Here is a 22107-nt window from a genome sequence, read left to right as displayed (position 1 = left end):
GCAAACCATTTTGATAGGTGTAAACATGGATGAGATTTCTCAAAACAACAAAAATAAACGTTCTCTTCGCGTTAGTTTATGTATATGGTTTTTGATCATTTCTTTATTACCATTAACGCTCAACTCAATCTTTAATTATTATCAAGCCAAAAGTATATTAACGACTCAAGCAGAAAAAGAGCTCGCTCAGTCATCAGAGTTAATTAAACTGTACATCACAGATTGGTTTGATGACCGCTATAATGATGCCAAAACACAAGCTAAATCATCAAAAAATGTTTTACTTCTTTCAGAGCTAAAAAAAAGTTGGCAATCAAGTAACACTGATCTTAAAAACTATATTAATAGCGAACAGTGGCGACAAGTCACTCAGGCACATCAAAACGAATTAATTTCCTTTAAACAAGCATCTCAATACATTGACGATGTGTATTTAATTGATAACGAAGGTAATGTTATTTTTTCTTTGGCAAATAAAGGAAACTTTGGTGATAATGTATTTTCAAGTAGATTGGCAACCACCAAATTATCTAAAGCAATTCAAGAAACCTTGTCAACTCAAGCAACTACCTTTTCTGATTTAGAAAGAAATATAAATCCAAATAAACGCCTTACAGCTTTTATCACTTCTCCAGTACTAAATGCCAATCAAGAACTAATAGGCGCATTAGCAATAGAGCTTTCTTTAGAGCGTCTTTTCAAGATATTTCGAGAAAGTAAAGATGAACATAATCCAATAGTTCACTACATGATAGGTCAGGACGCTCGTTTACGTAGTCCATTACACAACAGCTTAAATGATGTCTTAAATGAGAAGATCTCTAATGCTTGCGTCACCGAATGGGTAAGCACTGTTAATACAGACAATTCATCAACTAACTCAGAAAAAACACATTCAAACATTGATGAAGGCACTATTCACATCCACTCCACTATCAAGATTGGCAATATTTCTTGGGGTTTAATTAGTGCAAAAGATGAATATGATGTTTTATCTGCTTCTTCAGCTATGCTGAATACCTTAATTATTTCAATTTTATTCACCATAGTTGTTGTTTTAATTGTATCGATTTTGATGGCAAGACGTTTTACAAAGCCAATATATTTATTAGCCAAAGCTAGTCAGAACTTCGCCAAAGGTAATATAGAGCATTTACATGTTCAGCAATCATCTAAAGAAATGAGTCAACTTTTTGCTTCGTTCAATGAAATGCTAAAAATAAAGCAATCTCACGAAAAACAACTAGAAAGCAATAATGAGCTTATTCAAATTAAATTAAATGTTACGGCGGCACTTTCTGAGCAAGCACCATTTGAAAACAAAATCGTTAAAGCACTTTCGTCTGTTCTGCAAATAAAAAACGTTCAGGGAACAAGTTTTTCGGGAGTATTAATTTTTGAGAATGAAACAGAATATTTTCCAGAAAAGCATGATTTTTTAAAATGGTATAGCGAAGCTCATTTAACAAAAAATGAAGAAAATCAATTAAAAGCTTTTGCATCACAATCTATGAAAAATATAGGTACTGATAAAGTCCAACATCTATTTATTGTAGAGATTAACAACGCAAACTTTCATTACTTAGCGCCTATATATAATTTAGGTTCTAATAATATCGTACTCGGATTTATAGTTTTTAGCTCTGTAGATGAACTTAAACATTACGAAGAAGGCTTTCTTACCATTTGTGAAATGAGTGATCTATTTTCTGCTGCCATTACGCAAAACAATGCTCATCATCTACTTAAAAAAGCCTCTTCTATTGCTCAACAAAACAATAATTTGAAAAGTGAATTTTTGGCGAGTATGAGTCACGAAATAAGAACCCCGATGAATGGTGTTCTTGGAATGTTAGGGTTATTACTTAATAGTGGTTTATCTACTACTCAAATAGAAAAAGCTAAGTTGGCAAAATCAAGTGCTCAATCCTTGCTTGTTATCATTAATGATATTTTAGATTTTTCTAAAGTAGAAGCTGGCAAACTTGAATTGGAATTAATTGATTTTGATTTAAGAGAAATGTTAGGTAACTTTTCTAAAGCTATCGCCTTCAATGCTCAAAATAAGGGTGTTGAACTCATACTCGATATTAAAAACATTGAACACTCTAAAGTCCGTGGAGACTCAGGAAGAATACGACAAATTTTAACTAACCTTGTTTCTAATGCTATAAAATTTACAGCCTCCGGTGAAATATTAATCACTGCATCTACATCAGAAACACAGGAAGGTAAACTCATCTTATCCTGTTCTGTAAGTGACACAGGAATAGGAATACCTGAAGACAAATTACTACTACTTTTTGAACAATTCAGTCAAGTAGATAACTCTACTACTAGGAAATTTGGTGGCACAGGCTTAGGGTTAGCCATCACTAAAAAGCTTTGTGAATTAATGAATGGAAATATTAAAGCACACAGTAAATTAGGTGAAGGAAGTCAATTCCACTTTACAATAGAAATATTAACAAGCGCCCAATCAACTAGAGTTTATCCTGAATTTGATATAACCCCACTTCACATTTTGATAGTGGACAATAATCTAACAAATAGAGAGGTGATAAATTCCCAGCTATCTTTATGGGGTGCTAATACCTATCAAGCAGGTTCAGAAGAACAAGCCATCAATATTTGTAGAGATTTTACTTTGAATCATCAAGGACGAATATTTGATCTATTACTTATTGATACAAAGATATGTGAGATCAAAGACAATCAACTTATCAGTGAATTAAAAAAACAATTTGATGATATTAACGTTGTAATGATGACACCTATTTCTTCTGATGATGACTCTCCAATCTTTACAAATTACATTTTTAATCAGAACTTTGTTAAGCCCGTAACCACACAAGATCTGTTATACGCACTGAACACTGTTTTTCAAAATAAAAGTGGCCCACAACCTGTTGAATTTATTAAGCCAATTAAACCTATTGAAGCTATAGATGGTGAAGATGAATTAATAAACACATCAAGTAAACAATATGCTTGGCCTGATAACATTCGTTTATTGATTGTAGAAGATAATAGAATTAATCAGCATGTAGCTTTAGGTATCCTAAAAGAATTTAATCTTACAGCAGACATCGCAATTAATGGATTAGAAGCTATATCAGTAATTAAAGAAGCATCAAAAACAAAACCATATTCACTTGTACTTATGGATTGTCAAATGCCTGAAATGGATGGTTACGATGCAACACAAGCCATCAGAGCAGGACAAGCAGGTAAAAAAAATAAAGATCTTGTGATATTAGCAATGACAGCTAATGCTATGGAGGGAGATAAAGAAAACTGTATTAATGTTGGAATGAATGATTACTTGAGTAAACCTATTAACCCGAATTTATTATTACAAAAACTGCAATATTGGTTACTAACAAAAAATGGCTTAGTAACGAAAAACTTTATTAAACAAGAGAAGTTAATTATAAAAAATGAGACTGTAGAGCATACAGCAAAACCAACAGCATCAAATAAGGCTAATATTACTTGGGAGAAAAAATCAGCTTTAAAACGAGTGAAAGGAAATAAAAAATTATTAAATAAACTAATCTCCTTATTTTTAGAAGATATGCCTAAAAATATTGAGCATTTACAAATTTCAATTTCAGAAAAAAACATTATAGATATAGCAGCTCTAACACATAGCATCAAAGGCGCTACAGGTAACCTATCAGCAAATAAAATGCATACACTAACAAAGAAAATAGAAAAGCTTATTTTAAATGATATTGAAGGTATTGATTTTAATGAATTAGAAACAGAAGTTTCTGCGCTAGCTAATGAATATAAAACACTGGAAGTGATTTTCTCTCAACAAATTGAAGAAGATAGATCTTTAGAAGATTAACTTCAAAAATCTCATATTTTCTCCACAAAAAAAGCCTGCATAAATGCAGGCTTTTTTAATATATGGTGCCCCGACCCGGATTTGAACCAGGGACACGAGGATTTTCAATCCTCTGCTCTACCAACTGAGCTATCGGGGCAAAACTTACTTTTTAATATTTAAGGCTTGCTGACTAAAACTAAATATACATCAGCCCTCTAAAAAGAGGCCACATCATATAGCTAATTAGTTTTTCCCGCAACCTATTTACAGTTCAAAATCATCAAAATCAAAATCATTTGATGTATCTAAAGTTTTTTTACTTGGTGGATCCAATAAAGAAGGTTGAACTATATTGCTTTCAATACTCTTTTCAACACTATTATCTTTACTGTTTTCTTTTTTTTCTATGCGTTTTTTACGCTGGATAGCACGTTTAATTATTTTCTGTTTTTCATCCGAATCAATACTCGTCCATGTTTGACGCTCAGCTCTTGTTCGAAAGCAACCTAAACATTGGCCTTTATCATTTGACTGACAAATTCCAATACAAGGACTAGGAACATCAAAAAACTCTAATTGCATACTCACATAAAAACCTTAACGCAACTGACAATAAATAAATGATTTAAACGTACTAATTAAACTATAGCACATTAGATTTGTTGCTCTTTCACCAAAATGTAGCCAGAAAATAAGTCCTGTGTATATGAAGTAAAACGTTTCTGTTATTACTTTTTCAAAATTAACGACTCTCCTTGTTATTGCTAAACTAACATATCAGGCGAGAGGCATTAAGATTTAAATGAAAAGTGTTCTAAGAGACTTTAAATACAAAGGATTCAAGCGGCGAGAATAGTATAGAGCATATAGAAAGATGTCAATAAATGCTTACTTATTAAACACACTATAAAAATAAAAGTCAGATGAACATAGTAAATTCATCTGACTTTTTTTATATGATAAATAATTAGCGTTTAAAATTTAGGCGTTAGCTAATTCACGTTCAAGTAAAAATGATTTTATTTCATCTCTCGAACCTAAAATATGTTTTCTTAAAACGGCTGTCGCTTTATCTATATCTTTATTTTTACAGTGTGCGAGTATTTCATTATGTTCAGATTCTGCTTTAGATATACCGCCCGCCCATAATAGGTGCATACGTATATAACGATCCGCATTTTTGTTTAGGGTATTAACCAAATCTAAAGTTTGTGGTTTATCTGAACCTGAATACAAGCAGTTATGGTATTTAGAGTTTAACTCACTCCATTTATTAGCAGCATTTTCTGTACCTAAAGCACGATCTAGTTGCTTTAAAATCGCTGTTGCTTCTTCTAGCGTTTCGTAAGAAAGATTTGGAATAGATGAAGCAAGCAGATCTGATTCTAACATCGCTCTTAATTCAAATAGTTCATCAACTTGGCTTACATTCAGCTCTGTAGCTGTTGCACCTTTATGTGCTTCAAAAGCGACTAAACCTTCAGCTTCAAGTTGTAATAATGCTTCACGAATAGGAATTCGACTCACATTAAGCTCACTTGCCAATGCGGCTTGGCGAAGAGGTTGCCCTGCCTTTATTGAACCGCTGAGTATTTTTTCTCGAATGGTTTCTACAACAAGTTGAGTTCTTGTTTTATAAATAATAGACATGTTCTGGCATTCCCTGAGAACGATAAGAAAAAATGTAGCATTATTGTATAACAATTACACAAAAACGCTTAAGGTTAACTTTATTTTAACCTTTTTTTAACATACAAGGAAGACACTATGATGATATTCAGTAAGCTTATTGAACTTAAATGTGTTCATTTATTAGTTTTTCAGGCTCCCAACGAAGCTTCAACCCTGTAAATACCTGTAATTTTTGGTCATCGAGATTAGCTTTCTCTAATTTTTCAATCGCATCGCACGCTAATATTATTTGTTCTGCATTTATCTCATCTCTTTGTTTCATTACAATTAATATTTTTAATAAGCTAAATAACAATTTAATATTTCTTGGTGCAAGTTGTAATGCTTGTAGTACTGACTTAAGTGCTGGTAATAACTTATTCTTCTGAAAAAACTCTACAGCCATACTATTAAGCTGTTTAGGAGTAAAGTTAATTTCAGCCCGTTCATCAATCTCTTGCTCAACATACTTACTTAAAACCTCGCTTGTTAAAGAGTCTCCCACTACTTGATTTTTAACCGCTTTTAATAAAGAAAACGCCTCTTCCCTCATACCAAGTTCATGAAAAACTTTTACTTTATCTAGATTATCTTCAACAGATTCTGAAGGCCTCAACGAAATGTGTGCTTCAATTAACCTTTCAGCCTTATTCTTCTGATTTCTTACATTATACAATCGAGCTTTAACAATAATAATTTGCTCTTTAAATAATGACGCATCTTTATATTCATGTTCTAACTGATGAATAAATTTATCCGTTTCAGCTAACACTTTATTTGAAGATTCGTCAGTAATAGTGCAAGCGAGATCTATACCTGAGCGAATAACATTCAGAAGTAATACAGGTGAATCGTGAATAGAGTTTTTGGCGTTAATGGCAATATTCTTGGTGGCGATGTATTGACCAAAATGATCATGATTAAGGCGAGCAAGATCCCAAGATTTTTTGTTTCTTTCAATGTTACGAGGGGCCAATTTAGTGGCTTTTATTATTTCTTCATAAGCAAGTTCATAATTCCCTTGCTCCATATAATATTGCGCTAATAAATCATGCATCGCAAAACGAGTATCGGGTTTATTAACTAAAGTTGTTAGTAAGTCTTTAATCTCATCCATCTTGCCTTGTTTTAATAGTGCTTTTACATAACCTAATGATACCCAAGCGTATCGGTATTGAGATTGAAGCTCTCTAAAAAATAATTCGGCAGTTTTATATTCAAGTAAATTAATAAGTGCCTCGCCCTTCATACGTTGAATATTCGCATGGTATTTTATTAAAGTTTTATCTAATAAGAATCGCTCCGCATAATAAATGACTTTTGAATGCTCACCTTCCGCTATAGCTTTGTATAAAGTAAATAAGTGCTTTTTAATATCTAAGGTATATTTGATGCGCTCGATCACTGTTTTAGGTAATAAAGGTTTAACCCAAAAATCATCGGGTTGAAGTTCTACAATGGAATTAACAAGTGACTCTTTGGTTTCTGAACTAAGAAAAATAAGAATGGTAGTTTTGTTTACATAGCCTTTAAATTTCAACTCTTCTAATAAATGAAAACCATCTTTATCACTTTTAACATTGAAAGAACAAATAATAACCTGAAAATTCGTTTCTTCACAGAGCCGTAAGCCATGATAAGCATTCTCAGCACACCTAACCGCCTTAAAGCCTAAGTTAAAAAGTATATGCTTTAAAAAGTCATGTATGAGGCGATTATCATCAATAACTAAAACATTTAGCTTGGAAAAGTTATCTAAATCATTCTTGTTTGTTATTTGCATCTAATCACTACCATAGAAAATATGCTCTATACATTGAAATGAATGTCTGGTTTATATTTATCAATTAGCTCACCCAAAAGCAACGCAAAGATAAAGGATCCCTAGTTAAAAATAATATATTATCTTTAATACACTATAGCTAAAATTTACTCATTTATTTTATGTCAGCAGCAAAACAGAAAATTTATTTTATTCCCGGCACTATGTGTGATGAACGTTTATGGACTAATACTTGGAAATCACTCGCTCCTTTGTTAACTAATAATATTGAATTTATTAATTTAGGCATCCCTTCTTTAGACACTATCAACGAGATCGCAGAGCACTTAGCAGAACAGCTTGATGAAAACAGTTCACTTGTTGGATTTTCTTTGGGTGGTTATTTTGCTTCAGAAATCGCTATTAAATTCCCACATAAAGTGTCAAACCTCCTACTGGTTTCTAATATGTCTAGCGCCTTACCAGAAAGAGAAAGTAAAGAAAGAGCGAGAACAATCCAGTTCATTAAAAAAAATGGATATACTGGCGTTCCAGACAAGCGCATTAATCATTTACTTGACCTTAGTGCGCATACTAATGAAGAAATTAAAGAAACAATACGTGCTATGGATAAAACCATGGGAGTTGACGTACTGTTACATCAACTTAATGTAACAACCCTCAGAGCTAACTTGCTACCTCAATTAGTTGAATTGAAATGCCCATTAAAGTTTTGCATCGGCGATACCGACTGCTTAGTAAAAATAGATCGTATTCAAAATCAATTAAATCAAACCAAATCTATCAACAAAACCTTAGAAATAGTGCCAAATACGGGACACATGTTGCCATTGGAGCAACCTAAAGCATTAGCTCATATTATTGCAAAGTGGTTTACAGAAAATTAATAAAGCTCAATAGCTTAGCGAAGACAAAATGACTGTCATTATCAATCAGCCTTAAAGGCAGACAAAACACTGACAAAACTAAGTTAAACCATGTAAAATAGCCGTTATATATTTACGACGAGATCCAACCATTGACTGCTAAAGCTTTTTCATCTTTAAATTTAAATCCTGACCTTCTTCATAACCTAACATCTCTTGGTTATGAAGAAATGACCGAGATCCAAGCACAAAGCTTACCTCATATACTTTTAGGGAAAGATCTTATCGGCCAAGGTAAAACCGGTTCAGGTAAAACAGCAGCCTTTGGTTTAGGTTTACTTAACAAACTTAATGTTAAACGCTTTAGAATCCAAACTGTTGTGCTTTGCCCTACTCGAGAGCTTGCCGACCAAGTAGCTAAAGAATTAAGAAAGCTTGCCAGAACCATACACAATATTAAAATCCTCACCTTATGTGGTGGTGTTCCATTTGGTCCTCAAGTTGGCTCTTTAGAACATGGCGCGCACATTATTGTTGGAACCCCCGGCAGAATTGAAGATCATTTAGGTCGAGGTACTTTAAGCCTTAATGACGTAGATACTTTAATATTAGATGAAGCAGATAGAATGCTAGAAATGGGTTTTCAAGCATCACTTGATGCCATAATTAGTAGAATTCCTGACGAACGCCAAACATTATTATTTAGTGCAACCTTTCCAAAACAAATTCAAGCTATCTCAAACAAGATAATGAATAACCCAGAAATGGTTGAAGCTAAAAGTGAACACTCACAACAAACAATCGCTCAGCACTTTTTCAAAGTTGAAAACGATGTTGAACGTATCGATGCCATTCGATTATTACTGTTATCACACAAACCAGAAACCTCTATTGTATTTTGTAATACTAAAAGAGAAGTACAAGTGGTTGCTGATGCACTTAACAACTTCGGTTTTAGTGCAGTATCTTTACACGGTGATTTAGAGCAGCGCGACAGAGATCAAACCTTAGTTAGATTCGCAAATAACAGCGCATCAATTATGGTGGCAACAGATGTTGCAGCAAGAGGGTTAGATATAGATAATCTTGATGCTGTATTTAACTACCAAATTGCACACGACAGCGAAGTACATGTTCACCGTATAGGTAGAACAGGCCGAGCTGGCAGCAAAGGTATTGCTTGCACACTTTACACAGATAAAGAGTCTTATAAATTTGGCTTATTAGAAGACTACTTAAATAAAACCATTGAAAATGAATTACTACCTGACGCTAGTGTTTTAAGTGATACACCAGTAAAACCTAAAATGACAACAATACAACTTGATGCAGGTAAAAAGCAGAAAATTCGACCGGGTGATATTTTAGGTGCACTAACAGGTGATAACGGTATTGAAGGTTCGCAAGTTGGTAAAATTCAACTAGGTGCCACTTGGGCTTATGTTGCTGTTGAAAGAAGTGTTGTTAAAAAAGCTTTAAAGAAACTTTCGCAAGATAAGTTGAAAGGTCGAAACGTGAGAACTCGCCAAATACTTGATTAGATAATTAATTCAATGCAAAGCTAATTTAATAATAAATCTGTATACAATAACCACTGTTGTTATATACAGATATCAATAATATTGTTAATATAAATTTTAAGCGTTACTCAATAATGTTAAGTAAGGAATAAAAATGGCAGTTGAAAGTCGGTTTGTTGTCATTCGACACGGTGTGGAGGTTCAAACATTCATGGACAAAAAAGCAGCAGATGAATATGATAAAATGCTTGATATGGCAGATAATTTAACTGCTATGTTAGACTCTACCCCTTTTGATCTAAGCGATGAAGTTAAAGAAGATTTAAGTATCTACCTAGCGCAAAATCGTGAAGACGTACTTGTAGCCTTACAAGCAAAGAAAGCTAAACCGGCACCAAAAGCGGCAGTTAAACCTAAAGCTCAAGCAGAGCCTAAAGTAGAAACTCCGATAGCAGAAGTAGCAGTTGAAGAGACTATTACTACTGAAACTGTTGAAGCTGCAGAAGTTGTTAAAGAAAAACCTGCACCTAAAAAAGCAGTAAGAAAAACTAAAAGCAAAACAGCAAGCGACATTGCTAATACTCCAGCTTAAAATACAGCAACTGCTACAGATTATTGTTTAATGGTATAGAGTGGAAATTGATTATAAGATTATTCGTAGTGCTAAACGTAAGACCATCGCACTACAAATAAAAAAAAATGAAGTCATTGTGAGAGCACCTCAAGGTGTTTCTCATGAATACATTCAGCTACTTATAAATGATAAATCGCAATGGATATTAAATAAACTAGCAAATCAAAGGCAGATCATTGCCGCTCCGCTTCCTACTTACCTTCCTAATAGCACTGTACTTATTTACGGTATAGAAAAAAAACTACAAATTGAATATCAAAGAAGTAAGCCTGAAGAAGTCTTAAACCTTACAGATAATGAAATCAATCTTATACTTCCTTTATATGTGCAAAAAAGATCTGATGAATCTGATTACTTAGCAACTCAAATAAAAAAACAGCTAGGCGCATGGATGAAAACACAAGCAGAAAGTTATTTGTCGCATAGATTAAACGAGCTTTCAAAACAATTAAAAATAACGCCAGCTTCATATCAAGTAAAACGTTACAAGGCCCGTTGGGGCAGTTGTAATAACAAACATGAACTTAGCTTTAATTATTTATTAGTAATGGCGCCTTCTTGGGTATTCGATTATGTGATTGTTCATGAACTTTGCCATATCAAACACTTAAACCATTCCGCAAAGTTTTGGGCATTAGTCGAAAAACATATGCCAAATTATAAAGATGCCAATCAATGGTTGAAACAGCATCAAGCTAAAATGCATTGGTGATTAGTGTTATTTCCCAGCGCAAATAATTAAAAAACTGACAAAATTCATTGTTCAAAGATCAAGTAAATTCATACCAAAGCCATTCTTTTTTATCCCTTTAACTATCTGTTTATTAATATAGCCTCAATTCGGGATAATGAATGTCATGGCTCAATATTGATAGTTTTATGGCTAACAAGACAATTTGTGTACTCAATAGCTGGCTATTGGTAACAAATACACAGTTTTTTTATTCCTGATAAAACTAAGTAACCTGAACTAGGTTTAAGATGTTTTTAATTCATTGAAATAATTACTAATAAAATTTAACTTATACTCTAGCTTGATAGTTTTTCTTTCTTCAAGGCAAATTTCGCGTCAATAGCTAGCCTATTGCAAGTAAATTTAACGATGAAGCAAGTAAAAGTAGCTGTTAGAGAAGAATATATTAAGCCGAGCTCAGATTAAGTACCTATATCCATGCAAGCAACGATGTTAGGCTTAAAATAGCTTGTGAGTAACTTTGCTTATCCCCACCTAAGGTTAATATCGTATTTCCACGGAACTTATTGTTCAAAAAACACTCTAAAAAATATCAATTATAAGTGAATCTTGTCATAAATTTGTCAATAAAATGGTGGCACAGAAATCGCTTAGTAATAATAACAGTTAAACAAGTTGTTCAGTTAAACTTTAAGGTAGGTGGTCTCATGAAACTTTATAAAGCAAATTTCACAATGGCTGGGATTTATATCGCATCAACGGTTTTATCAATTCTCACTATTTGCTATTTAATGGTTTAATATCAGGTTGAATAATAAATTGTTCAACATTGCATAAATAGCTTTTATCGAACAGGCTATGTCTTTAAGTCTGTTCGACATTCCCATTACTTCTTTTATTAGCCCCTAACATCATCGTCAATACTTGAAAGTACATTAGGTTAATGGATACTTTTTTGTCTTTTCTCATCTTCTTATTCATAAAGATAAGCTTTTATTCAAAAATCATCTTTTTTATTCATTTATACAATAGCCTTTATTCAAATCAACTGTTGACAGAATCCTCGAAATCAGGCATTTTACGCACCATGAATACATTAATCAGCACAGCTATCATTATTATTACTAACACTACTACCATTATTTGGACGGTAGTCGCTGGCTAATGTATAAACGAAAGATTTTATCAAAGCCCGTGACCTAAACTTCACGGGCTTTTTTGTATTTAAGAGGATTTAAAATGCGTGTATTAAAATTTGGTGGTTCGTCATTAGCAAATGCAAGTAAGTTTCTGCAAGTTGCAACAATCATCAAAGATCAGAGCTCAACCACACGAGTAGCTGTAGTTGTTTCTGCACCTCAAGGTGTAACGAATCACTTAGTTGCTATGGCTGAAAACATTAATGATGAAGCCAAACTAGCCTCTGACTTACACTCATTTAGAACTGCTATTGATACTATTATTAACGATTTAAGCACGCAATTACCTAGCTTTAATCGTGAACATTCAGAGCAAACTTTAGCAAAATGGGAACATAGCCTAGGTCAGTACCTTAAAGGTGCGAACATGCTTTCATTCTGTCCTGAACATATCAGAGCTATAATTATTAGTATGGGTGAAAGATTAAGTGTTACTCTACTTCAATCAGTACTTGTTGCTCAAAATGAAAAAGTTTCAGTACTAGCCCCTGAAGAGTTTTTATTCACAAATGATGTTTCACTTAATGCTGTTGCTGATTTGGTCAAATGTAAAACGACCTTCCAAAGCGTTTATTCGAATTTAGAAAAGATCGCTATTATGCCTGGCTTCATCGGTGTAAATAGTGACAAGCAAGTAACAACACTTGGTCGAAATGGCTCAGATTATTCAGCCGCAGTTTTAGCGGTTTGTGCGCAAGCAGAATGTTGTGAAATTTGGACAGATGTAGACGGTGTTTATAATGCAGATCCTCGTGTAATTAAAGAGGCATCATTACTTGATTACTTATCGTATCAAGAAGCTATGGAGCTTTCATACTTTGGCGCTAGTGTTTTACATCCTAAAACAATCGGTCCAATCGCGCAGTACCATATTCCTTGTTTGATCAAAAATACAGGTAACCCTAAAGCACCGGGTACATTAATAGCCAACGAAAATGATCAACAGAAAAAAGTTAAAGCTATTTCAAACCTAGACAACTTAACTATGGTTAACGTTTCAGGTCCTGGCATGAAAGGCATGGTAGGTATGGCAAGTCGTGTATTTGCCACTATGAGCCGTGAAAACATCTCATTAATTCTTATCAGCCAATCTTCAAGTGAATACTGCATCAGCTTCTGTATTTATTCTCATGATGCTGAACGTGCAAGAGCTAGCTTACAAGATGAGTTTGAATTAGAACTACTAAACGGTTTATTAGAGCCATTATCGTTAACAAGTAAATTATCAATTGTTTCGTTAGTTGGCGACGGCATGCACCAGCAACGTGGTGTGGCAGCTAAATTCTTTAGTTCATTGGCACAAGCGCAAGTTAATGTTGTTGCCATTGCACAAGATTCATCTGAAAGAAGTATCTCTGTTGTAATAGAAGAAGATAAATGTACTGATGCAATGAAAGTGAGCCATCAAAACTTCTTCTCTCACAAACCAACAATCGACGTATTTATGGTGGGTTGTGGTGTTGTAGGTAGCGAGCTTATTGATCAAATAGCACGTCAACAAGCCAAGCTAACTAAACAAAACATTGTTGTTAAGGTTTACGGTTTAGCGAACAGCAAAGGTATGGTATTTGACTCTGAAGGTATTGATTTAGAAAACTGGAAAGATACTTTAGGTAAAAACGCTGTTCCTGTAACAGCTGAAAACGTAAAGAAATTCGTTCGTGAAAATCATCTAATCAACCCTGTATTAGTAGATTCTACTTCTAACGAAGATATTGCAATGAGCTACGTAGACTTCCTAAAAGAAGGTTTCCACGTAGTTACACCAAACAAAAAAGCCAATACAGACTCTTGGGAATATTACCAAGCACTTCGTACAGCAGCGCAACAATCTAACCGTAGATTCTTATACGAAACTACCGTTGGTGCAGGCTTACCAGTAATCGACACTTTCCAAAGCTTATTAAAAGCAGGTGATGAACTATTACGTTTTGAAGGTATTTTATCGGGTTCTTTATCATACATGTTTGGTAAATTAGAAGAAGGTATGCCGCTTTCAGAAGCAACAGGTATAGCTAAAGATAACGGTTTCACAGAACCCGATCCAAGAGACGACCTAAGTGGTATGGATGTAGCACGTAAACTACTTATCATGGCTCGTGAAGCTGGTATGAAATTAGAACTTTCAGACATCAACATCGAATCAGTATTACCAAGCACATTTGATGCAAGTGGTGATGTAGATACCTTTATGGCTAACTTAAAATCAATTGATGCTGAGTTTAACCAACGTGTTGAAGCAGCTAAAGCTGAAGGCAAAGTTTTACGTTACATCGGTAATATCATCGATGGAAAATGCCAAGTATCTATCGAAGCTGTTGGTACAGACCACCCACTTTACAGTATTAAAGATGGTGAAAACGCATTAGCTATTCACAGTCGTTACTACCAACCATTACCATTTGTTTTACGTGGTTACGGTGCCGGTGCTGCAGTTACTGCTGCTGGTGTATTTGGTGATTTATTAAGAACTTTAGCATGGGAGCAACAGCACTAATGTCTGTTTCTGTTTTCGCGCCAGCATCTATAGGTAATTTAAGTGTTGGTTTTGACATATTAGGTTTAGCCGTTAAACCTATTGATGGCACATTACTAGGTGATGTTGTTTCTGTGGAAGCAGCAACTGAAGATAGCTTAGTAGTTATTGGGGAATTTGCTAATAAATTACCTGGTGCACCAACCGACAATATCGTATGGCACAGTCTTTTACTTTTTAATAAAGCAATGGTAAAAGCAGGTCATAAAATTGAACCTGTAAAAATGGTACTTGATAAGAAAATGCCTGTAGGTAGTGGGCTCGGTTCAAGTGCTTGTTCTGTGGTAGCTGCATTAGAAAGTTTAAATGCTTATTACCAGAAAGCCCATAATTTATCAGAAGCTTATTTTTGTAAAAAAACAATGCTTTTCATGATGGGGCAAATGGAAGCTCAAATCAGTGGTAGCTTACATTACGACAATGTTGCGCCATGTTACTTAGGTAACTTACAACTTATGGTGCCTAACGAACAAGTTATCTGTAAAGCGCTACCAGGTTTCGATAACTGTTATTACGTTATGGCATACCCGGGTATTGAAGTATCAACAAAAGCAGCTCGAGAAGTTTTACCTACTAGCTACAGTAGAAAAGACGCGATTGAATTTGCTCAAAACCTAGCAACATTTGTTGATGCTTGCCACCGTAACGACAAATTAGAAGCGTTTGCTGTAGTAAAAGACGTTATAGCCGAACCTTACAGAGAACATTTATTACCTAAGTTTAGCGATGCTAAAAAACATCTTATAGCGCAAGGTGCATTAGCTGCAGGTATTTCAGGTTCAGGTCCTACACTTTTCAGTGTATTTGAATCTAAAGAGCTAGCGCAAGAAATGGCTGAATGGCTTAAAGTTAACTATCTACAAACAGATTTAGGCTTTGTACATGTTTGTAAAGTTGATGATGTAGGCGCATGTGTTTTATAAGTTGCTCTTGATTACAGAATGAATAATGTAACGACTTAATATATACTAATCGACCCTCGCGGCTGGTTAGCAACAAAAAAATTAGTAGGAAATATAAATAGTGAAATTTTATAACCTTAAAGAGAACGATGAAACTATCAGTTTTGCTGGAGCAGTAAAACAAGGTTTAGGTAGAAATCAGGGATTATTTTTCCCACAAGAAATCCCTAAACTAGATAATATTGAAGAATTACTTGCTATGCCATTAGTAGAGCGTAGCGTTCAGGTTTTATACCCTTTTGTAAGTGAAGACTTAACAAAAGAGCAACTAACCGACATCGTAACATCAGCATTTAATTTCCCTGCTCAAATTCAACCAATTAGCGAAGATCGTGCAATTCTAGAATTATTCCATGGTCCAACACTCGCTTTTAAAGACTTTGGTGCACGCTTTATGGCTAAATGTTTACAAGCATTTAGTAAAGACAAAAAAATCACTATTTTAACCGCTACATCAGGTGATACTGGTGCAGCTGTTGCTCATGCTTTTCACGGCATCGACAACATTCGTGTTGTTATCATGTACCCAAAAGGCAAAATCAGCTTACTTCAAGAAAAAATGTTTACAACACTGGGTGGCAACATTGAAACAATCGCTGTTGAAGGCGACTTTGATGACTGTCAGGCATTAGTTAAAAAATCATTTGATGATGAAGAGCTTAAAACAACTATTGGCTTAAATTCAGCTAACTCAATTAACATTAGCCGTTTATTAGCTCAAATTTGTTATTACTTTGAAGCAGTTGCTCAATTAACTCGCCAAAAAGGCACTAAGAAATTAGACAACATCATCTTCTCTATTCCAAGTGGTAACTTTGGTAACCTTACAGCCGGCTTATTTGCTAAAGCTTTAGGTTTACCTATCAAGCGCTTTATCGCTGCGACTAACGAAAATGATACAGTTCCACGTTATTTAGAAACTGGCGAATGGACACCTCACGATACGGTTGCAACTATATCTAATGCTATGGATGTTAGTAACCCTAACAACTGGCCTCGTGTAGAGCACATGTTAAAAAGCGGCATAGTTCCAGAAGATAGTGTTAGCTCAGTATCAATTGATGAACAGCAAACACAAATTACTATGATCCAATTAGCTAAATTAGGTTACATCAGCGAACCTCATGCAGCTGTTGCTTATAAAGCATTACAATATGGCGCTCAAGATAACGAATTTGGCGTATTTTTAGGTACAGCTCATCCAGCTAAATTTAAAGATGTTGTAGAAAGCACATTAGGTCAACCTATCGGTTTACCTAAAGAGTTAGCTGATTGTGCAACTGAAACGATTCTTTCAGTTGATATGCCAGCAGACTTCAGCGAATTACGTAAATACTTATTAGCTAAAGCTTAATTAGCAAATTTACGTTATTAGCCTAGTCTTCTAGTACAAATAAAAGCTAAACTATAAATATAAAATTAAGGCAGCCAATTGGTTGCCTTTTTTATATCCGTATATCTAATACAAAACGGCTTAAGTAAAAAATTTTAAAGGTAAACATTTCATGAAAACACTTCCACAGTGGCAAGCTATTATTGAACAAGAACAAAGCAAACCTTACTTCAAAGAGTTGACTCAAAACATAGCCAGTCAACGTGAAAGTGGTGAAATAATTTACCCACATCAAAAAGATGTATTTAACGCTTTTAGCTATGCCGACTTGGCTGATGTGAAGGTTGTGATCCTCGGACAAGATCCTTATCACGGTTGTAACGAACAAAATACACCTCAGGCTCACGGATTAGCCTTCTCAGTAGCGCACGGTTTTAAAGTGCCACCATCACTGGTTAATATGTATAAGGAGCTAACAACGGATATAGACGGCTTCATAACTCCCTCTCATGGCAATCTAAGTTCATGGGCTGAACAAGGCGTATTATTGTTAAATACAGTACTTACCGTAAAAAAAGCTAACGCTCATTCTCATGCAAAATTAGGTTGGGAAAAGTTCACTGATGCTATTATTCAAGAAATTAACGTACACAACAAAGGATGTGTATTTATTTTGTGGGGGAGCCATGCACAGAAGAAAGGAAAAAATATTGATGACATTAATAAAGGTGGCAAACACTTAGTATTAGCAGGCCCTCATCCTTCTCCTCTTTCGGTATATCGTGGATTTTTTGGTTGTCAGCATTTTTCAAAAGCCAATAGCTGGCTAACTGAGAATAACCATACAGCTATTGATTGGAAAATCACTTAATGTATACCTCGATAATTTACCCCACACTGGAGTTAATTTAGTATGATGTTAATCAGATCAGCTTCTCCTCATTGTAAATAAGAGATACCTAGTGGAATTTATTGTTGTAATTGCCGTATTAATATTAGCTTGGCTAATTTGGCAACTGTTTAAGGCAAAGCAATACACGCGTTTTAAAGCGCTTATTGAAACAGAATTGAAACCTAAGGTGATAGCAAAAATAATTGAAGATTTAAATGAAAATAGATCTGAGCTATTTCCTAATAATGCCATACACGAACAAGCGGCACTGTATTACTGGACACAATACAAAAGCCGCATTTTGAAAGCGGCATTAATTCACGAAATCATTGATGAAGAATGGTTGAAGAGCACTGGTAATTTAAGAAATAGCCAGCACCTTTTTCATGTAGAGCAAGAGTATTTGTAACTTATAAAAGCCAATACTCATGCTCTTCAAATAACTTACCTAACCTATCTAGATTAACTGATACGTTGGAATTGAATATCCCAAACGCCATGACCTAAACGTTGACCACGATTTTCAAACTTAGTTAGCGGACGTGAATCAGGACGCGGTACATAGTCACTTGTTTCTGACAAGTTTTTATAACCTGGTGCTGAATTCATATCTTCAAGCATACATTCAGCATAGTTTTCCCAATCTGTTGCCATATGAAACACACCATCAGTTTTTAACTTCTGACGAATAGTTTCAACAAACTCTGGCTGCACAATTCTACGTTTATGATGCTTCTTTTTATGCCAAGGATCAGGGAAGAATAACTGTACCGTAGTTAACGAGCCATCTGGAATACAATCAGCTAAAACTTCAATCGCATCATGTTCATAAACTTTAAGGTTATTAACGCCCTCTTCTTGCGCTAATGAGATACAAGCACCAACACCTGGTCTATGCACTTCTACACCAATAAAGTTTAATTCAGGTGCGTTCTTAGCCATTTCAACTAATGACTTACCCATACCAAAACCTATTTCTAAAACAACAGGGTTAGTATTACCAAATAACGCTTCGGCATTTATTAAACCATCGCTATGACTTAATCCCATAATTCCCCAAAATTCTTCAAGGGCTTTCGCTTGGCCATTCGTTAATCGACCTTCTCGCTTAACAAAGCTGCGTACTTTTCTTATGTACTTACCTTCTTGTTCAGCTTGCTCAATAGTTTTATGGTTTCTTTCTTCAGTCATAACGTTTCTTAATTTAGTAAAAGTTAAATGATAATGTGTATTGCGCACATTATAATGGCTTATTTGCTAACAATATAGTCGTTAGCAAATAAGTCGATTAGTCGAAATAGACTATGCAGCCCACCAAACATCGTATAATGCGCTTACTGAAACAGCTTTAGCGCCATTATCAGTTAACCATTTTTCAACACTTGTGCGGTGCTCTTCAGTACATTTACCTAGTTTTTGCGTACACACTAAGCCATGCCATAAAGTATCGCCTTCACCACCAAAACCTAAACCTTGTGGTTCAATTGCTTCAGCGAAAAATTTATTCATAAAAGTATCAACTTGCTCATCAGTACTTTTTTCATCTAATGTAAAGCCAATGTCAAAACCTAACTCTTGATACTCTTCAACACGTAATTTTTTACGTAAACGACGGTTTCTATTTTTTGCATTAATTTTCATTGATGATCCTTAAAAGTGTCATGTTTTACTCAGAGATTATATGTACATTAAATAAGATATTTGCAGTACAAGGGCGAGAGGATAATGGTTACCCAAATTATTGCAACATTATTTAGATCTATTCGCATCAAGAACGCGTATTAAAGGCTATATACAAATTGAGCCACCTCATATTATTAGCTACACTAACGCCCCTATGACAAATACTATAAAAATATCTCCGACTTCGGCTAAAAAATTTGGCTCACAAGTTGTTGAGTGGTATCACAAACAAGGTAGAAAGCACTTACCTTGGCAGCAAAACAAAACCCCTTATCGCGTATGGATTTCAGAAGTTATGCTGCAACAAACACAAGTTGCTACAGTAATTCCTTACTATCAACGCTTTATGGAAAGCTTCCCAACTATTAACGATTTAGCCAATGCTGATGAAGATAAAGTACTACATCACTGGACGGGCTTAGGTTATTACGCTCGCGCTAGAAACCTGCACAAAGCCTCAAAAATAATGGCTCAACAATACAAAGGTGAATTTCCTCTAACAATAGAAGAAGTAATAGCACTTCCTGGTATAGGTCGATCAACTGCAGGTGCAATATTAAGCTTAGCTTTAAATCAGCATCATGCAATACTCGATGGCAATGTAAAACGGGTTTTAGCCCGATGCTACACAGTAGAAGGACATAACGGCCAAGCTAAATACGAAAAAGCCTTATGGCCTATTGCTGAAACACTAACACCTAAAGAATCTGTTGCTCAGTTCAATCAAGCAATGATGGACTTAGGCTCGCTTATTTGTACACGTAGCAAGCCTAAATGTGATGAATGCCCTCTTCAATCAGGTTGTTTAGCTTATTCATTAAACGAGCAAGCTAACTACCCACAGAAAAAGCCTAAAAAAGTTACACCAGAAAAAAGTACAATCATGGTTATACCTCGTGTTAACAATGAAGTACTTATGGAAAAGCGGCCTCCTACAGGTATATGGGGTGGATTATGGTGTTTTGTAGAAGTTGAAACGTTAGATAACATCACACCACTACTCGAAAAACTCAATTTAAAAAGTAATGCTCAACAAACATTACCTGAATTTAGACATACTTTTAGCCATTTCCATTTAGACATAACAGCAGTAATAGTTGATTGTGAAAGAATAAACGCCATAACAGAACATGAAATAAACGAAATAGATCAGCAACAATGGTATGATCTAACCAAACAATCGTCAGTAGGATTAGCCGCTTCCACTAAAAAGCTAATAACCCAACTAACACTTGAACAGTTTTAATAAAATTTATTAACAAAGAGAACATTATTATGAGCCGCACCGTTTTATGTCAGCACTTAAATAAAGAAGCCGAAGGATTAGGTTATCAACTTTACCCAGGTGAGGTAGGTAAAAGAATTTTCGATAATATTAGTAAAGAAGCTTGGACTCTTTGGCAAAAAAAACAAATCATGCTAATTAACGAGAAAAAAATGAACATGATGGAAGCAAATGACCGTGCATTTTTAGAAAAGGCTATGATTGAGTTTCTTTTTGAAGGAAAAGAACCTGAAATCGAAGGTTATGTTCCTGTTCAAAAGTAAGCGTTAAAATATAGAATCAACTAACTGCTGTGCAAATTTCACCTAAAGATAGATGTTAAAGACAGCAACAAGTAGAAAAAACAATCAAACAACACTTTTTTATAAAAAAAGTGTTGACTGATAAAAAGAAAAACAGTCTAATAGCGCCCGTCTTCAAGGCAAAGCCAAAAAGACGAAAGATTTAGAAAAAGCCCCGATAGCTCAGTTGGTAGAGCAGAGGATTGAAAATCCTCGTGTCCCTGGTTCAAATCCGGGTCGGGGCACCATTTTACAGAGTAAGTGTTTATTAACTTAATAAATGTTTATTCGGTGCCAAGATAGATTAGTTAACTATTAATTTATCGCACACAGCTTTGTGTGCCGACTTAGCTCAGTTGGTAGAGCAACTGACTTGTAATCAGTAGGTCGCCAGTTCGACTCCGGCAGTCGGCACCATTCATAACGAAGCCCTAACATCTGTTAGGGCTTTTTTATTTCTTAGATTATATAGTCGCCAGTTCGGTTTAAACCACAGGCAGACGACAGCATTTATAAGAAAACCCTAATATTTGTTAAGGCTTTTTTATTTCTCAGGTTAATATCCATCAGCCTACAACTGATGAAGTAAAGAATACAATTGAATCAACCTTGTTGATTCGGTGCCAAGATAGATTAGTTAGCTATTAATTTATCGCACACAGCTTTGTGTGCCGACTTAGCTCAGTTGGTAGAGCAACTGACTTGTAATCAGTAGGTCGCCAGTTCGACTCCGGCAGTCGGCACCATTCATAACGAAGCCCTAACATTTGTTAGGGCTTTTTTATTTCTCAAATTAATATGCTAACCCGAAAAATAAGCAGGTCGCCAGTTCGGTTTAAACCAGAGGCAGTCAGCACCATTCATAACGAAGCCCTAACATTTGTTAGGGCTTTTTTATTTCTCAGATTAATATGCTAACCCGAAAAATAA

General features: G+C 34.9%; 17 protein-coding genes and 4 tRNA genes. 15 read left to right on the top strand and 6 right to left on the bottom strand.

What is annotated here, in order from left to right; genetic code table 11:
• The first annotated feature begins 25 nt into the window (after positions 1-25).
• A complete protein-coding gene (locus Q5N69_RS11160; RefSeq protein ID WP_304368994.1) occupies positions 26-3856 on the top strand; it encodes a response regulator in 3831 nt (1276 codons plus the stop codon).
• A gap of 63 nt (positions 3857-3919) precedes the next feature.
• Here the strand turns inward: Q5N69_RS11160 and Q5N69_RS11155 are convergent.
• From Q5N69_RS11155 to Q5N69_RS11140, 4 genes are all read right to left on the bottom strand, one after another.
• A tRNA-Phe gene (locus Q5N69_RS11155) sits at positions 3920-3995 on the bottom strand.
• Between the two features lie 107 nt (positions 3996-4102).
• Positions 4103-4420, bottom strand: a complete 318-nt coding sequence (locus Q5N69_RS11150; protein ID WP_304369078.1) for a DUF1289 domain-containing protein — start codon at positions 4418-4420, stop codon at positions 4103-4105.
• A gap of 399 nt (positions 4421-4819) precedes the next feature.
• Positions 4820-5488 carry a GntR family transcriptional regulator gene (locus tag Q5N69_RS11145; protein WP_304368993.1) on the bottom strand — a complete coding sequence of 223 codons (669 nt, stop codon included), beginning with the start codon at positions 5486-5488 and terminating at the stop codon, positions 4820-4822.
• Positions 5489-5633: 145 nt separating this feature from the next.
• Positions 5634-7292 (bottom strand): response regulator, encoded by a 1659-nt coding sequence (locus tag Q5N69_RS11140; protein ID WP_304368991.1) that lies wholly within the window; start codon positions 7290-7292, stop codon positions 5634-5636.
• 161 nt (positions 7293-7453) lie between these two features.
• On the opposite strand from Q5N69_RS11140, the gene Q5N69_RS11135 reads away from it, so the two are divergent.
• The 9 genes from Q5N69_RS11135 (at position 7454) to Q5N69_RS11095 (ending at position 18337) form a co-directional block, all read left to right on the top strand.
• Positions 7454-8179, top strand: coding sequence for an alpha/beta fold hydrolase (locus Q5N69_RS11135; protein ID WP_304368990.1), 726 nt, complete (start codon positions 7454-7456; stop codon positions 8177-8179).
• A 131-nt stretch (positions 8180-8310) separates the two neighbouring features.
• Entirely contained in the window at positions 8311-9699 is a 1389-nt protein-coding gene (gene dbpA, locus Q5N69_RS11130; protein ID WP_304368989.1) for an ATP-dependent RNA helicase DbpA, read from the top strand.
• Positions 9700-9832: 133 nt separating this feature from the next.
• Positions 9833-10270 carry a YebG family protein gene (locus tag Q5N69_RS11125; RefSeq protein ID WP_304368988.1) on the top strand — a complete coding sequence of 146 codons (438 nt, stop codon included), beginning with the start codon at positions 9833-9835 and terminating at the stop codon, positions 10268-10270.
• 40 nt (positions 10271-10310) lie between these two features.
• Entirely contained in the window at positions 10311-11024 is a 714-nt protein-coding gene (locus Q5N69_RS11120) for a M48 family metallopeptidase (RefSeq protein WP_304368987.1), read from the top strand.
• A gap of 1221 nt (positions 11025-12245) precedes the next feature.
• Entirely contained in the window at positions 12246-14702 is a 2457-nt protein-coding gene (gene thrA / locus Q5N69_RS11115) for a bifunctional aspartate kinase/homoserine dehydrogenase I (protein WP_304368986.1), read from the top strand.
• Complete coding sequence (gene thrB / locus Q5N69_RS11110; RefSeq protein WP_304368985.1) at positions 14702-15664, top strand: homoserine kinase; 963 nt, start codon at positions 14702-14704, stop codon at positions 15662-15664. The genes thrA and thrB overlap by 1 nt, the downstream gene beginning before the upstream one ends.
• Before the next feature lie 100 nt (positions 15665-15764).
• Positions 15765-17057, top strand: a complete 1293-nt coding sequence (thrC, locus tag Q5N69_RS11105; RefSeq protein ID WP_304368984.1) for a threonine synthase — start codon at positions 15765-15767, stop codon at positions 17055-17057.
• Between the two features lie 151 nt (positions 17058-17208).
• Positions 17209-17907: a uracil-DNA glycosylase gene (gene ung, locus Q5N69_RS11100; protein ID WP_304368983.1), complete on the top strand. Its 699-nt coding sequence runs from the start codon at positions 17209-17211 to the stop codon at positions 17905-17907.
• Positions 17908-17998: 91 nt separating this feature from the next.
• Positions 17999-18337, top strand: coding sequence for a hypothetical protein (locus Q5N69_RS11095; protein ID WP_304368982.1), 339 nt, complete (start codon positions 17999-18001; stop codon positions 18335-18337).
• Positions 18338-18390: 53 nt separating this feature from the next.
• Here Q5N69_RS11095 and trmB read toward each other — a convergent pair whose 3' ends face one another.
• Both trmB and Q5N69_RS11085 read right to left on the bottom strand, forming a co-directional pair.
• On the bottom strand, positions 18391-19119 hold the full coding sequence (gene trmB / locus Q5N69_RS11090; RefSeq protein WP_304368981.1) for a tRNA (guanosine(46)-N7)-methyltransferase TrmB: 729 nt from the start codon (positions 19117-19119) through the stop codon (positions 18391-18393).
• A gap of 111 nt (positions 19120-19230) precedes the next feature.
• The gene (locus Q5N69_RS11085; RefSeq protein WP_304368980.1) at positions 19231-19569 is read right to left on the bottom strand and encodes a 50S ribosome-binding protein YggL; all 339 of its coding nucleotides are present in this window, start codon (positions 19567-19569) and stop codon (positions 19231-19233) included.
• Positions 19570-19765: 196 nt separating this feature from the next.
• On the opposite strand from Q5N69_RS11085, the gene mutY reads away from it, so the two are divergent.
• The 5 genes from mutY (at position 19766) to Q5N69_RS11060 (ending at position 21923) form a co-directional block, all read left to right on the top strand.
• Positions 19766-20857 carry an A/G-specific adenine glycosylase gene (gene mutY / locus Q5N69_RS11080; RefSeq protein WP_304369077.1) on the top strand — a complete coding sequence of 364 codons (1092 nt, stop codon included), beginning with the start codon at positions 19766-19768 and terminating at the stop codon, positions 20855-20857.
• 29 nt (positions 20858-20886) lie between these two features.
• Positions 20887-21159, top strand: a complete 273-nt coding sequence (locus Q5N69_RS11075; RefSeq protein ID WP_304368978.1) for an oxidative damage protection protein — start codon at positions 20887-20889, stop codon at positions 21157-21159.
• A gap of 190 nt (positions 21160-21349) precedes the next feature.
• Positions 21350-21425 (top strand) — tRNA-Phe (locus tag Q5N69_RS11070).
• Between the two features lie 93 nt (positions 21426-21518).
• Positions 21519-21594: transfer RNA gene (locus Q5N69_RS11065), tRNA-Thr, on the top strand.
• Positions 21595-21847: 253 nt separating this feature from the next.
• Positions 21848-21923, top strand: a tRNA-Thr gene (locus Q5N69_RS11060).
• The last annotated feature ends 184 nt before the right edge of the window (positions 21924-22107 follow it).

The organism is Pseudocolwellia sp. AS88 (assembly GCF_030551755.1).
Lineage (GTDB): Bacteria > Pseudomonadota > Gammaproteobacteria > Enterobacterales > Alteromonadaceae > Pseudocolwellia.
This window is presented reverse-complemented; position numbering and strand designations above follow the sequence as displayed.

Bases quoted from the DNA above. Each gene is read 5' to 3' on its own strand.
- thrB (WP_304368985.1), top strand. From the start codon at position 14,702: ATGTCTGTTTCTGTTTTCGCGCCAGCATCTATAGGTAATTTAAGTGTT.
- Q5N69_RS11125 (WP_304368988.1), top strand. From the start codon at position 9,833: ATGGCAGTTGAAAGTCGGTTTGTTGTCATTCGACACGGTGTGGAGGTT.
- mutY (WP_304369077.1), top strand. From the start codon at position 19,766: ATGACAAATACTATAAAAATATCTCCGACTTCGGCTAAAAAATTTGGC.
- thrA (WP_304368986.1), top strand. From the start codon at position 12,246: ATGCGTGTATTAAAATTTGGTGGTTCGTCATTAGCAAATGCAAGTAAG.
- Q5N69_RS11075 (WP_304368978.1), top strand. From the start codon at position 20,887: ATGAGCCGCACCGTTTTATGTCAGCACTTAAATAAAGAAGCCGAAGGA.
- Q5N69_RS11160 (WP_304368994.1), top strand. From the start codon at position 26: ATGGATGAGATTTCTCAAAACAACAAAAATAAACGTTCTCTTCGCGTT.
- Q5N69_RS11150 (WP_304369078.1), bottom strand. From the start codon at position 4,420: ATGCAATTAGAGTTTTTTGATGTTCCTAGTCCTTGTATTGGAATTTGT.
- Q5N69_RS11085 (WP_304368980.1), bottom strand. From the start codon at position 19,569: ATGAAAATTAATGCAAAAAATAGAAACCGTCGTTTACGTAAAAAATTA.
- Q5N69_RS11135 (WP_304368990.1), top strand. From the start codon at position 7,454: ATGTCAGCAGCAAAACAGAAAATTTATTTTATTCCCGGCACTATGTGT.
- trmB (WP_304368981.1), bottom strand. From the start codon at position 19,119: ATGACTGAAGAAAGAAACCATAAAACTATTGAGCAAGCTGAACAAGAA.
- ung (WP_304368983.1), top strand. From the start codon at position 17,209: ATGAAAACACTTCCACAGTGGCAAGCTATTATTGAACAAGAACAAAGC.
- Q5N69_RS11140 (WP_304368991.1), bottom strand. From the start codon at position 7,292: ATGCAAATAACAAACAAGAATGATTTAGATAACTTTTCCAAGCTAAAT.
- Q5N69_RS11145 (WP_304368993.1), bottom strand. From the start codon at position 5,488: ATGTCTATTATTTATAAAACAAGAACTCAACTTGTTGTAGAAACCATT.